Annotated in this window: 11 protein-coding genes; 3 read left to right on the top strand and 8 right to left on the bottom strand. The window is 41.1% G+C overall.

All coding sequences use genetic code 11. The features are described 5' to 3' along the window. Positions 1–22: 22 nt before the first annotated feature. Complete coding sequence (ftsH, locus tag I6E84_RS04955; RefSeq protein ID WP_197216547.1) at positions 23–1,918, bottom strand: ATP-dependent zinc metalloprotease FtsH; 1,896 nt, start codon at positions 1,916–1,918, stop codon at positions 23–25. 385 nt (positions 1,919–2,303) lie between these two features. After that, positions 2,304–2,936, bottom strand: a complete 633-nt coding sequence (locus I6E84_RS04950; protein ID WP_110923292.1) for an RlmE family RNA methyltransferase — start codon at positions 2,934–2,936, stop codon at positions 2,304–2,306. Between the two features lie 323 nt (positions 2,937–3,259). On the opposite strand from I6E84_RS04950, the gene I6E84_RS04945 reads away from it, so the two are divergent. Together I6E84_RS04945 and I6E84_RS04940 are read left to right on the top strand one after the other, a co-directional pair. Next, positions 3,260–3,571, top strand: a complete 312-nt coding sequence (locus I6E84_RS04945) for a YhbY family RNA-binding protein (RefSeq protein WP_110923293.1) — start codon at positions 3,260–3,262, stop codon at positions 3,569–3,571. Positions 3,572–3,879: 308 nt separating this feature from the next. After that, a complete protein-coding gene (locus I6E84_RS04940) occupies positions 3,880–4,623 on the top strand; it encodes a hypothetical protein (protein WP_227681309.1) in 744 nt (247 codons plus the stop codon). A gap of 175 nt (positions 4,624–4,798) precedes the next feature. Here I6E84_RS04940 and I6E84_RS04935 read toward each other — a convergent pair whose 3' ends face one another. Next, positions 4,799–5,527 carry a CHAP domain-containing protein gene (locus I6E84_RS04935; protein ID WP_110923294.1) on the bottom strand — a complete coding sequence of 243 codons (729 nt, stop codon included), beginning with the start codon at positions 5,525–5,527 and terminating at the stop codon, positions 4,799–4,801. Positions 5,528–5,776: 249 nt separating this feature from the next. On the opposite strand from I6E84_RS04935, the gene I6E84_RS04930 reads away from it, so the two are divergent. Beyond that, a complete protein-coding gene (locus I6E84_RS04930) occupies positions 5,777–6,283 on the top strand; it encodes a hypothetical protein (RefSeq protein WP_197216545.1) in 507 nt (168 codons plus the stop codon). A 298-nt stretch (positions 6,284–6,581) separates the two neighbouring features. Here the strand turns inward: I6E84_RS04930 and lpxC are convergent, their stop codons facing one another. The 5 genes from lpxC to I6E84_RS04905 all read right to left on the bottom strand — a co-directional run bounded on the left by lpxC (position 6,582) and on the right by I6E84_RS04905 (position 13,054). After that, positions 6,582–7,499 carry a UDP-3-O-acyl-N-acetylglucosamine deacetylase gene (lpxC, locus tag I6E84_RS04925; protein WP_197216543.1) on the bottom strand — a complete coding sequence of 306 codons (918 nt, stop codon included), beginning with the start codon at positions 7,497–7,499 and terminating at the stop codon, positions 6,582–6,584. Positions 7,500–7,871: 372 nt separating this feature from the next. Continuing rightward, complete coding sequence (gene ftsZ / locus I6E84_RS04920; protein WP_110923297.1) at positions 7,872–9,077, bottom strand: cell division protein FtsZ; 1,206 nt, start codon at positions 9,075–9,077, stop codon at positions 7,872–7,874. A 249-nt stretch (positions 9,078–9,326) separates the two neighbouring features. Next, positions 9,327–10,619 carry a cell division protein FtsA gene (gene ftsA / locus I6E84_RS04915; protein WP_197216541.1) on the bottom strand — a complete coding sequence of 431 codons (1,293 nt, stop codon included), beginning with the start codon at positions 10,617–10,619 and terminating at the stop codon, positions 9,327–9,329. Positions 10,620–10,797: 178 nt separating this feature from the next. Then, a complete protein-coding gene (locus I6E84_RS04910; RefSeq protein WP_110923299.1) occupies positions 10,798–11,598 on the bottom strand; it encodes a cell division protein FtsQ/DivIB in 801 nt (266 codons plus the stop codon). A 487-nt stretch (positions 11,599–12,085) separates the two neighbouring features. Beyond that, the gene (locus I6E84_RS04905) at positions 12,086–13,054 is read right to left on the bottom strand and encodes a D-alanine--D-alanine ligase (protein WP_197216912.1); all 969 of its coding nucleotides are present in this window, start codon (positions 13,052–13,054) and stop codon (positions 12,086–12,088) included. Positions 13,055–13,131: the final 77 nt, after the last annotated feature.

The following is a 13,131-nucleotide window of genomic DNA, read 5'->3' as shown; positions in this document are numbered from 1 at the left end:
TTGAGAGTTTACAAACTAAACGCTACATCGCTGGTAATGGTGGCGGTGTGGCACCAGTTGTTTTCACATCATTTTTCGACAAGTTTACTTCGTTATGCTGGTAGACTCTCGGTGGACGCGGTGCTTCACCTGCTAGGATATCTTGCAGTTGGTCACGATCAATAGTTTCCCAGTTCATGAGAGCCTCAACCATCGCATGCATCTTGTCTTGATTGGCTTCAATCAATTCACGAGCGATATCGTACTGCTCTTCTAGCATACGGCGTACTTCTTCATCAACTTTTTGCTGAGTAGCTTCAGAGATCGTACGACCACCACCGCCGAAATATCCTTGCGAGTTGTCGTCATCTTCGTACACCATGATACCAAGTGCATCAGACATACCGTACTTCGTGACCATCGCTCGTGCCATTTTAGTAGCACGTTCAAAGTCGTTCGAAGCACCCGTCGACATTTGATTGATAAAGACTTCTTCAGCGATACGACCACCGAACAAAATAGCAATGTCGCTCAACATTTTCGATTTATACATACTGGTCTGATCGTGCTCAGGCAATTGCCAAGTCACACCAAGGGCAAAACCACGAGGCATAATAGTAACTTTATGCACAGGATCTGTACCCGGTAATAACTCAGCTACCAACGCATGGCCGGCTTCATGATATGCAGTCGCACGTCGCTCTTCTTCGCGTATCACCATAGACTTGCGTTCAGGACCCATATATAGCTTGTCTTTCGCATCTTCAAAATCATTCATATCGACGCTGGTCTTGTTACGACGTGCTGCAAATAATGCGGCTTCGTTTACAAGGTTAGCAAGCTGTGCACCACTAAATCCAGGCGTACCACGAGCAAGAGAGCTTGCGTCTACACTAATCGTGTTTGGCAATTTCTTCAAATGGACTTTTAAAATTTGCTCACGGCCTTTGATATCTGGCAAGCCTACTTGTACTTGACGGTCAAAACGACCCGGACGCAATAATGCTTTATCAAGCACGTCAGCACGGTTGGTCGCAGCAATAACGATAACGCCTTCATTACCTTCAAAACCATCCATCTCAACCAGTAACTGGTTAAGCGTTTGCTCACGCTCATCATTACCGCCGCCCATACCAGAACCACGATGACGACCGACTGCATCAATCTCATCAATAAAGATAATACATGGAGCACTTTTCTTCGCTTGTTCGAACATGTCACGTACACGTGATGCACCGACACCGACAAACATCTCAACGAAATCAGAACCTGAGATAGAGAAGAAAGGTACTTTAGCTTCACCAGCAATGGCTCTTGCTAGTAGCGTCTTACCAGTACCCGGCGGGCCTACCATTAAGATACCACGTGGAATGGTCGCGCCTAGCTTCGTGAATTTGTCTGGCGCACGTAAAAACTCAACCACTTCCACGACTTCTTCTTTGGCTTCTTCACAACCAGCCACGTCTTCAAAGTTGACATTGATTTGATCTTCGGTCAGCATTTTAGCTTTTGATTTACCAAAGCTCATAGGGCCACCGCCTTTTCCGCCTGCGCCGCCTTGCATATTACGCATGAAGAATAAGAACAGACCAATAATCAATAGAATTGGGAAGCTGGCGATCAATAATTGCATCAAGACGCTTTGGCGCTTTGGTGCAGTTCCTTGAACTTCGACTTGGTTTTCACGTAGCAGTGGCATCAGCTCGTCATCTGATACAGCAGGTCTAATGGTCTCAAAAGCTGAGCCATTTTTCTTCTCGCCGGTGATCTCTTCGCCGTCAATTTCAACACTGGCTACTTGGTTTTCTGACACAGCGGTCACAAACTCAGAGTAGTTAAGGCTATCCGGCTCAGATGATTGATCGAAGCCGCTAAACACCAGTACTAAAACGCCGATTACCACCAGCCACAATAAGGTATTTTTTACCATGTCGCTCACTAGTTATTCCCATCCCTTACTTATTGGTGTGTTTATTAAACACGTGACGTCTATAAACGTATCGCTCATTTTTCATAAACCTATCAATGTCAGAATTTTCTGATTGGGGCTTATACATGTCAAATGTCTTAAAAACAGGTTTAACAAGTTATAAATATCAATGATATATGAATCTATCGTAGATGAGCTTATCAAGCGCTTATTGTCAGACGACTTTGCCTAAAACAAAGTTAATATACCATGATATGTGGTACTAACCTGCATAATTCAAGCAGGTATTGCTATTATTCAATTAACGATTGTAACGTTTTTAATATTCTAATAGATATACTTAATGGTGACACAATATCCAGCTTACAATGGCAATAACTCGTCGAAGTTAAAACTATTTAATCGCTATCCAAAACATCTCTTTTGAGCGCGGCCTAGAAGCACCTGGTTTGATACTACGGATTTTACTAAAATCCTGCTGCATCTGCTTGCGTAATTCTTGTGTTCCTTCACCTTGAAACACTTTCATAATAAGTGCGCCACCTTCTGGTAAGGTTGCCAAAGCAAAATCCACTGCCAATTCACATAAGTACATCATACGCGGCTGATCAATCGCGCTATTACCTGCCGTATTGGGTGCCATATCAGATAACACCACATCGACCTGCCTATCGCCAACTTCTGCCATGATGCTATCAAACACTTCTGCTTCACGAAAATCACCTTGGATAAAGGTAACATCAGGCAAAGTATCCATCGCTAAGATATCAGAGGCAATCAAAATGCCTTGTTCGCCTACCAATTGACCAGCCACTTGTGACCAACTACCAGGAGCACTACCCAAATCTACGACCGTCATACCTTTTTTAATCAGGCTGGTTTTTTCATTGATTTCTAATAATTTATAGGCAGCACGGGCACGATAGCCATCTTTATGAGCCTTTTGCACATAATGATCGTCAATGTGCTCTTTCATCCAAGCGCTACTACTCTTTGACAATTTTTTATTTTCGATACGCGTGGCCAAAATACCTGCTCCTATTGCTTTGCAAAACACTAATACATACTGATGAAATAGCCACTACATTTATAAAATGCTTTAAAGATGGACTCAATTAGACCATTGATTTGTTCTCTTGTCTTAAACTGAACAAATTCTATTGGTTAAAACACTGTTTTATAAGACAGTAGCGTTTATAATGTGGCTAAACATTCAGTTTAACATTTTCATCACGTAAAATCGTGCAAAATCCTGCTGATCTCATGCAAGTTGACCACAGATTATCTATAATGGTCATCAACTGCTCTCAATAGCATTGTCATTTATTTTTATCAACACTTAGGAATTCTATGGAACTCGATAACGCTACAATCAAACGCCTAAGAGGCATTGGTCACGAACTGAAACCGATTGTCATGATTGGCAACAAAGGTATTACTCCAACCATCATTGAAGAAATTAATCGTGCTCTAACAGATCATGAACTTATTAAAGTAAAACTACCATCAGGCACTAAGCAAGAACGTGATGTCATTGGCGCTGAGCTTGCAACTGCTGCTAAAGCATCTTTGGTACATTCAATTGGTCGTATGGCACTGTTACTACGCAAAAACCCGAACGCCAACCCAAAACTGTCTAACTTAGCACGTCACGCACAGTAATGTGTGATGGCACATTTAGTTTAAGAAATATCATACCGTAAAATCTCATATCACAGCCGGACCCTTACGGTAAAATATAAAAGCCGCGATGCAACTTGCTCGCGGCTTTTATATTGTCTACTCTCATCGATTTGCCTGTTTTATAAGACTAAATCACACAATCGACATAGCTTTCTCATTATAGTCAATCCTTTATAAAATAGTGAGACAGCGTTAACCTTGCTTGAAGTATCACACATACCTCTTCAGTCGGTTGCCTTATATCTCTTTTAAACTGGATCAACTATATTATTTTTGAGTTTTATAAAATGATGAATCAAACCTTTGACCTTTACATAGCAAACGAAACGATCGCAAGTGACGCACAACAACTTGGCGTAGCTATAGATGATCTCAAGCGTATCTGTGTTCAGGTAAGTGCTAATATTGTTCAATATCCTGAGGTATGTCTACAGCTGACTTACCGCATTACTTTGCCTAACCAAATGCTAGCAGATAAAGTAGACTGGCCGATATGGCAACCTGAACAGGTCAGATTTTCTGATTACTTATGGGAAGAGACCTGCCTTGAGTGCTTTATCACTGGTCGCACTATCGACTCTCACGCTGTTACCGAGCATACAACCTCTTATATTGAGATTAATGCCAATCCAGATGGTCGTTATGCACTCTATCAATTTGAGAGTTACCGTAACCCTGCGACATTACCGCCGACACCTTTGTACCAAGACGATGGACACACGCGTGCCTCTATTGAGTGGACTAACAAGCCCAAGCATCAAAGTACATCCGCAAACATGCATTTACTTAGAGAGCCAGACACTCTACTTAAACATGAACTCAAACCTAATAGTTGCGAGCGAAGCTTCAACGTACCATTGACTCGACTGTCTGACTCGCATCTGAAATATGCTATCAATAACACTATCATTGGGCAAATACATCCATGCGTCATCTTGTGGTTGGACAAGACGCCTTTATACTTCGCAACCAGTCATGCCTCGCCGCCTGATTTTCATAATCACCAGTACTGGTCGAGATTTGAGCTTTAGCCATATCACATGCAGAGCATTACTTGAATAACACTGCAAATAGAAGAACTTCTAAAAGTTACTCTCACTTAAACTTGATGTTTAAAATATAAAAAAACCCAGTAATGTCATAAAGAACATTACTGAGTCTAGAGAAAACGGTTTGCTTAGCAGATGATTGCGTGTACTTAACTGATTACTTATCAGCCATCGCAAGATAGATGCCACGGTCTGATGCATCATCGACATACTGCGAATCGCGCCATGTGGTATAGCTATAATTACCACTATATGGGCTGATGCTGTTTTGACGGAAATCAGATACCCAGTCATTGCCATCAAAGATCTGAATGTGACCATGTGGACGACTTGAAGTACGGTTATAAACCACGACATCACCAACTTGTGGCTGCATATCATTACTGATTTTGGTAAACCCTGCTTGGGCTAGTGTGCCACGAGAGGCATATTGATAAGCTGAAGGGTTCGGTGTAAATTCGTAACCAGCTGATTGTAGTGCTTTACGTACATAACGAGCACAGTAGCCAGAGCTTCTAGACAAAGCGACGCGTGATGCGTTTGCTGCTGCAATAGCAGGGGCAGAAAAACGATCTGGAATTGATTTTGCTTGTTGCTGACGCTGCTCATAAGATAGGCGACTGGTTAGCGAAGCAAGCTGATATTCTTTTTGCTTAGCATGTGCGCTTAGATTATCAATGGCTTGGCTGATCTCATCGTTACTATATACATGAGCACCACTGTTCGTGCTATAGATATTACGACTAGAACCATAGGTCGCAGAAGTAGAGATATTTGTGGTGGTATGACTCAAGGTATTATTTGGTTGAAAGGTTGTTTCGACAGCACCACTTGCCTGTGCTATACCCATTCCCAATACTGACAAAATTAATAAAGCTTGTTTCATAAATTTACTACCTATTGTTAATGCAAGACAGCTCGTCATCCTTGACGAAGCATCAATTAATTTAGTGGACATTATCATTAAACAAACATGATAAAATCCTTATGACAACAGCCTGCTCTTTCTTCTGTAGTGACTAATGCTGCTATCAGCATTCATTTAGTCAACTCTCATGTAAATCGCTTGCCATATATCGCTTTAGCATGTCTGTTATGAATATCGATTTTGTCACCTATTAGATGAGTCATTACGATGTCAAAAAAACAGCCTAACCGGCTTGCCCAACTTATTGATCATCAAGCTTTTGCTGGTAGCGCACTACCCCAAACACTTGCTGACAACATGAGACTATATATAGAAACGACCAATGAGGTAAAAGAGCTATTGGTAGACTGTCTACCTGAGGAAATCCTCAATACCTGTTGGGTCGTAGGCTTCACTTCTGAGCAATTAATTCTTAGCGTTGGCTCGATGACTGCTGCTAATCACATACGGTATTTGCAAAGTTCTTATTTGCAGGTACTGACAGAGCAGTCCATTACATTTAAACAACTCAAGCAAATCCGCGTCGTGGTGGCTAGCAAATCGGCTGATAATTATTCATCTAAACAATCATCTGCAGTCTTGTCAAAGCCTCAGAAAGCCAATGAAAATCAGGCCCTTAGCCAAAACATAAAGCGGACTATATCACAGGCTGCAGAGCATGTCACCACTGATGAAAAACTTAAAAAAGCACTTTTGCGCTTGATAAATTCTTAAAAAACCTGACCCTAACATGTAAAGTTATGTAAATAAAAACGTAAAAACTGGCCAACAACGCTGAGATTTTGTAATGACGCCAACAAAAAAAATCATCTACCAGCGATATTCATAATATGAATATCACCGACAGATGATTGGAAAACTACCTACAGCTTTTGTATTCTCTACTCTAAAGAGGAATTATCAAAATAATCGCGACTCTATATTTAAATTATAGAATATTATAGGAATGTAATTATCGTAGAGCTATGTAATATTGCGTCAATGTTTCGATACTTCGTGTATATCCCTCTCTTCACCCTTCAACAGCCATCCCTTTCAGAGGAAGATACTCGATAGGACAGGTTACATTGTCATCAAAAGTTACAATTTCAAAGTTATCATGATCAGATAGTATTTCACGCACTAACAAGTTATTTAATGCATGACCAGACTTATAAGCGTTAAAACGACCTAAAATTGGATAACCAATCAGATATAGATCACCTAGCGCATCCAAAATTTTATGACGAACAAACTCATCATTGAAACGTAAGCCTTCTTCGTTAAGAATATTGGCTTCATCTATGACGATAGCATTGTCCATACTGCCACCTAACGCCAAATTATTCTGGTGTAATGCCTCAATGTCACGTAAAAATCCGAAAGTACGTGCTGAGCTTAATTGCTCAATGAAATTTTGCGTTGAAAACTGCAGTTGTGCATGTTGAAAATTCTTATCAATAGCAGGGTGATCAAAATCAATTTCGAAATTTAATTCAAACCCTTCATACGGGCGCAGCTCTGCCCATTTATCGTCGACCTTTACACGTACTGGTCGTATTATCTTAATAAACTTTTTCAAAGCGTCTTGTTCACAAAACCCTGCATCAAGTAGCAATGCAACAAAAGGTGCAGCACTACCATCCATAATCGGAATCTCTGAAGCAGAGACACGGATTAAAAGGTTGTCTACACCAAGTCCAGCAATTGCACTCAATAGATGCTCAACTGTACCCACTCGTGTACCACCGAATACTAGGTTTGATGACATCATGGTATCTTGTACTAAAAAGGCACTGGCTGGAATTGGCTGACTGCCTTCGATATCAGAGCGCTCGAAAACAATACCTGTATTTACAGGTTGAGGATGAAATTCTAAGTCAACAGGCTGACCACTATGAAGACCAGTACCTGTAATAGCTATCGCAGTTTTTATGGTTCTTTGGTTCATGACTGTCTTCTCACATATTTTGTTACAATTGCCATAGTGTACCATTACAGGCCCCTAGTTCGCCACAGTTAAAACTCGCTATTTTCCTTATCTCCTTGATTGATAACACTTATCGCACCAAACCGAAACTATTTCTATGCTCTATTGACATAACTATCTCTATATAAATAGCTGTATTGAAGTCTATTTCTATCATCAGAAATTGTTTCGTACTACCATTTATTAATGATTATCTCTTCCCAAGGTGCTACTTCTATCGGTAAAAAATTATAGAATCACCTCTTTGCAAACAGACATACCTTATCTACGGCCACAAAAAAGCCAGCGATTAAACGCTGGCTTTTTTACTCTATTTAAAAACATCTCAAAATATTATTTATTTTGTTGGCGTTTTAGATAGTCTTGAATACTGTTGGTTTTGGTCTTAGCTTGTTCTTGAGGCGCGTTAGAACGTACAGTAGCAGAGGTATCTTGATACATTTGAGCTTGTGACTGCTTTTGGCTGTTCAAAGCACTGGTATGTACATTAGGATCAACAGGCTGAGTGCTGTTCACAGAAGGTACTGGCTGCTCCACTACTTCAGGTTCTTGGCCAGCATTTTCATCTAAAGTCAGACCCGTTGCAATGACTGTCACATGCAAGTCATCACCCATTTTTTCATCGATAACTGAACCATAGAAAATATGAGCATCATCAATATCAGTGATTTCTTCAACGATGACACTGATCTTGCTCATCTCATCTAATGATAGTGATTCAGAAGAAATCACGTTGACCAGTAGACCTTTAGCATTCTCTAAGCGTAAATCATCAAGTAATGGAGATCTGATGGCTTTTTCAGTCGCTTGACGTGCACGATCATCACCACTTGCACGGCCAATACCCATCATCGCATGACCTTTAGCAGTCATAGCAGTACGGATATCGTTGAAATCGATATTGATCATACCTTCGCTAGCGATGGTTTCAGCAATACCTTGAACCGCATGCAATAATACATCATCTGCTTTTTTGAAAGCATCTTGCATAGAGATATTACCGTAGACACTCATCAACTTGTCGTTTGGAATAGTGATGATAGAGTCAACGAAATTGGTTAGCTGCTCAATACCGGCTTTAGCCGCTTTAATACGTTTACCACCTTCAAATTTGAATGGCGTGGTCACTACTGCAACTGTTAACACTTCCATTTCTTTAGCAATACGAGCAACCACCGGTGCTGCACCAGTACCTGTACCGCCACCCATACCAGCAGTAATAAATACCATATCTGCATGTTCAAGTAACGCACGGATAGCTTCTTCTTCGCTTTCTGCTGCTTCACGTCCAACTTCTGGATTGGCACCAGCACCTAGACCACGGTTCGTCTTTGCACCCAATTGTAGTTTATGCGGCGCTGTTAGACGATCAAGTGCTTGTTTATCCGTATTAGCACAAACAAATGTCACACCTCTAATCCCTTGCTGTACCATATGTTCAACTGCATTACCGCCGCCGCCGCCCACACCGAATACAGTGAAGCTCGCTTGGCCGTTGTTTTGAAGCTGGTTATCATCTGGCATGGTGTATTTTGACATAAAAAGGATTCTCCAGTTGCAGATAGCGTGATGATTGATACGTGGTAACGCACTCATATGGCGCACTATCGACATACTATATATAAATGTATTTAAATAAAATAGGGTTATGGCTTAAATCTTTCAGCATAGATAACAATAGGTCATCATCGCAAAGGGTATTACTTTTTATATTACTTCGTTTTCTGCTTGAATAATTTAGGTAAACTCTACAAGAATATTAGCATTCTCAATATTTTACCAAAAAATCTACAATATCTTTTTCAGTACACTAGCAAAACGTTGCCCTGCACTTTGAAAAACACCAGTGACTCGATTCTTTTGAATCGCTTCAGGCTCACTCTTTTCGCTACGACGGAACTGTTCGCTCTGACTGTAAAGTAGCGTACCAAATGCTGTCTGGTAAGCACGATCATTTACCTGAATATTCAGCTGCTTGAACGATTCATCATTATCAAAATGATTATAAGCACTGATAGCAGGATGTATATTGGTCAGCACCACCGGCATTTTTAGCAATTTTTTGGCAAAAGGTATCATACCTTTAACCGCGCTGCCACCACCAGTGAGAACGATGCCTTTGTCTATATAACCAATCAAATCTGCGTCATGTAATTGACGAGCCACTTCCGTAAATATCTGGACATAGCGAGCTTCGATAATACGGGCTAGATTATAAATGCCGATATTAATTTCATCGCCTGTCCCTTGCGGCTTAAAGATAAAGAAAGAGCTAGGATCAACACTATTAACATCAACAGTACCGTGAGTCTTTTTGAGCTTTTCAGCTTCAATCATTGATATGCCAAAGTCAGCTGAGATATCCATCGTGACTTCATGGCTTCCCGTTGCGATACAATGGGTAAATATCAATTTGTTTTCTTTATAAACACAAATACTGGTGGTACTCGCACCAATATCTACCAAGCACACACCTTGTTGACGCTCATCACTCATCAAGCTATATTCAGCGCTTGTCACTGCATCGAAGACAATATGGTCAATACCAACGTCACAGCTTTGCAATAATTTTTGGATATTTTGGCGGCTAGACACTGGCATCATCATCATGTGGTACATCACAGAGATATTATGCGCCATTGTTTCGATAGCATCATCAACCATAAAGTCTTGGTCGTTGACGTAAATACCTTGCTGACAGCAATGCATCAAATAATAGTCCGGTGGCAAATCGCGTGACTTGGCATTAGATAGTGCTTGTACCATATCTTTGGCACGTACAGCCTCCTCTTCCACTTGCACATCACCTGTACTGTTTTTGCTAGACAGTTCAGGCGTTGCCAACGTCAACCACACACTATGCACACGGCAATTGGCAGTATCTTCTGCTTCTTGAATGGCTTGCTTAATAGCACCTTGTAGACGCTCACGATGCTTTATTTGACCTTGATAAAAATCGCTATTTTTAACTTGCCCAACGCCCAAAATGCGAATGTCTTTTGCAGAGACAACATTGCCAATGACGACATAAACTGCCGTGGCACTTAGATGGACAACAACCAGATTTTCAGTATTTTTCATGGTACCAGACAAATTATCGCTAAACAGGAGACCAAATGACGTCTCCATTAGATCATTAAAAAATCGCTATCAATACACTACAAAATTGTGTATTCAATGCTAAATACTATTAAAACCGTTCGAACAAAACAGCTCATATTAAAAGCCAGAATGTTAACCAGTTTTTGCTTCTGTCTATCTATGATGATGGTGCTTCATCATTCTTTGGCTGTACCATATCTCCAGAAATGGTAAAGCCATTTTTATAACGCAAATCTACCGATTGTATCTGGTCTCGACGATCACTTAGTTGATTACCAAGCAGTTGACTCAGATTCAGTAGCTTTTGCGCAGTATTTTCGTTATCAACGATGACGCGTAATCCATTATTAAAGCGAATCAACCATGTCATTCTTGGTGATAAGATAATATCTTCAACCTGTATACCTAATGGTGCGTACCAATCGTTGACTTGCTGCATCTGCTGCATGATGACTGGCGCTTGGGTTATCTCACCTTGTAAAGTAGCAAATTTTTCTTGCGTCAGATCTTTCGTATCAGCAGGAACAAAAACTGTCCCTTTTGCATCAACCAAACGTTCTGTCCCAAAATTGGCAACGGCCTGTTTAGGTAGTGCAGTCACTACAATGCCACGCTGCCAATCACGAGAAACACTTACTTGATCCACCCAAGCCAGACCTATCGTAATGTCTCTTAACGCTTGCAAATCAGAGGTAAAAAAACTGCTTACCTTCTGCTGATCCATAACTTGTTGCAATGACTGATATTGAACGCCTGTCAAACCTTGATGATTGACATGGATAGCAGCTGGCGGCGCATCACGCAGAGCCTTGCCACCCATGATCAATATCAGTACTAGCAATCCCAATACCATTGCCATAAACAAGTATTTGACTGAGTTTGGTACTTGGAGCTTAGATTTTGGGCGACGGGCTGTATCACTCATCAAGTCAGTTACCTCGTTGACAGTTTGAGCCATAACGACCTGTGTCCCTATATTTGCATAAAACGGCTTATGCTATTCATTGATGTCAGTCTACACATATTATGCAGAGGTCTATTAAGTCGATATATTATCAAAGTCTTTGGCTAAAACAATTTATATGATGCTATTACGCTTATTCAAACGTAACATTTTTCTTAGTTCATAGATAACTTATGGTTTTTTCTTATAAAAACTTAAACATCATCAAGATATAACCACAATATGTAATATTAACGTATTTCATAGTTAAACAATAGCCTAACCCTTACTGGCAACAGCGAATTTACACAAGTTTACATGAAGTTGTGATATAGCATCTCTAGTGATACATTAACTCGATTTTTCAAGAAAACTTATTCATTTTGAGTAAGAAGCGACCAGCGTTATTGATGACGTTTTCAATTCACTCACGCAGCTCACTTTATGAATGAAGCTGCTTGAATGAAGCTACTTGAACTAATACAGCAGTACTTAAAACTAACTAAACTGTCTGCGCCAAAATATGCCAGCACAGCGTATCAAAATCCATGCCTCGAGCCTTGGCTGCCATCGGGACCAAGCTATGACTGGTCATACCCGGTACAGTATTGATTTCAAGCAACCAGAAATTGCCTGCTTCATCTTGCATGGCATCGATACGTCCCCAACCTTTTGCATCAACAGCACGGAATGCCGCAAGACTCAAATCCTGTAAGTGCTTTTCATCAGCATCGCTCAAGCCACACGGAATATAGTAGCTGGTATCATTACGATTATACTTGGCTTCAAAATCATAGAAGTTAGTGATATCTGCAGGCTCAAGACGAATGACTGGATAAGCCTCGTCGTCGATAATAACAATCGTAAACTCGCGACCAGTAATCCAGCGCTCCGCCATCACCGCATCACCACACTGTACCGCTGTTGCATAGGCAGCTGGAAGCTCATCAAGATTGTTGACTTTCGTCATGCCAATACTTGAACCTTCATGGACAGGTTTGATGATAAGTGGCAAACCTAACATGTTGACTACTTGCTGCCAGTCAGTATCCGCTGTCAACAATGAAAACGGGGCTGTCGCCACACCGCAGCCTTGCCACAACTGCTTAGTGCGCACTTTATCCATGCCCAGTGCCGATGCCAAAATGCCTGAGCCTGTCTGAGGAATCTCAAACCATTGCAACACGCCTTGTAGCAATCCATCTTCGCCGCCGCGACCATGCAACACGTTAAACACACGATCATACGCACGTAGCTCAGTGATGTCTTGATGCTTAGGATCGAAATGAGTGGCATCCACGCCTTGGTTTTGGAGTGCTTGCAATACAGCCGCGCCACTGTCTAAAGATACGCTGCGCTCATTACTACTACCGCCATAAACGACAGCAACTTTACCGAACTCACTCGCATCTTTTACTTTGCTAGGCGCCACATTTGATAATACTTCTTGGTATGACTGGTTATTTTCCATACTATTTTTCTCTGCTTGGGCAACTGCTGCTAGGGCTGGCTCTGGATTAATAATAGCTGTCTTATCCTCAGCGGCAT

The sequence above is a fragment of the Psychrobacter sp. SCQQ22 genome, assembly GCF_015864605.1.
In the GTDB taxonomy this organism is placed as follows: Bacteria; Pseudomonadota; Gammaproteobacteria; order Pseudomonadales; family Moraxellaceae; genus Psychrobacter; species Psychrobacter fozii.
The sequence above is the reverse complement of the archived record's forward strand: the minus strand, read 5'-3'. Positions and strand labels throughout refer to the sequence as shown.

Coding starts and splice junctions, on each gene's coding strand:
- I6E84_RS04945 (WP_110923293.1), top strand. CDS start 3,260: ATGGAACTCGATAACGCTACAATCAAACGCCTAAGAGGCATTGGTCAC.
- I6E84_RS04940 (WP_227681309.1), top strand. CDS start 3,880: ATGATGAATCAAACCTTTGACCTTTACATAGCAAACGAAACGATCGCA.
- I6E84_RS04935 (WP_110923294.1), bottom strand. CDS start 5,527: ATGAAACAAGCTTTATTAATTTTGTCAGTATTGGGAATGGGTATAGCA.
- I6E84_RS04930 (WP_197216545.1), top strand. CDS start 5,777: ATGTCAAAAAAACAGCCTAACCGGCTTGCCCAACTTATTGATCATCAA.
- lpxC (WP_197216543.1), bottom strand. CDS start 7,499: ATGAACCAAAGAACCATAAAAACTGCGATAGCTATTACAGGTACTGGT.
- ftsZ (WP_110923297.1), bottom strand. CDS start 9,077: ATGTCAAAATACACCATGCCAGATGATAACCAGCTTCAAAACAACGGC.
- ftsA (WP_197216541.1), bottom strand. CDS start 10,619: ATGAAAAATACTGAAAATCTGGTTGTTGTCCATCTAAGTGCCACGGCA.
- I6E84_RS04910 (WP_110923299.1), bottom strand. CDS start 11,598: ATGGCTCAAACTGTCAACGAGGTAACTGACTTGATGAGTGATACAGCC.
- I6E84_RS04905 (WP_197216912.1), bottom strand. CDS start 13,054: ATGGAAAATAACCAGTCATACCAAGAAGTATTATCAAATGTGGCGCCT.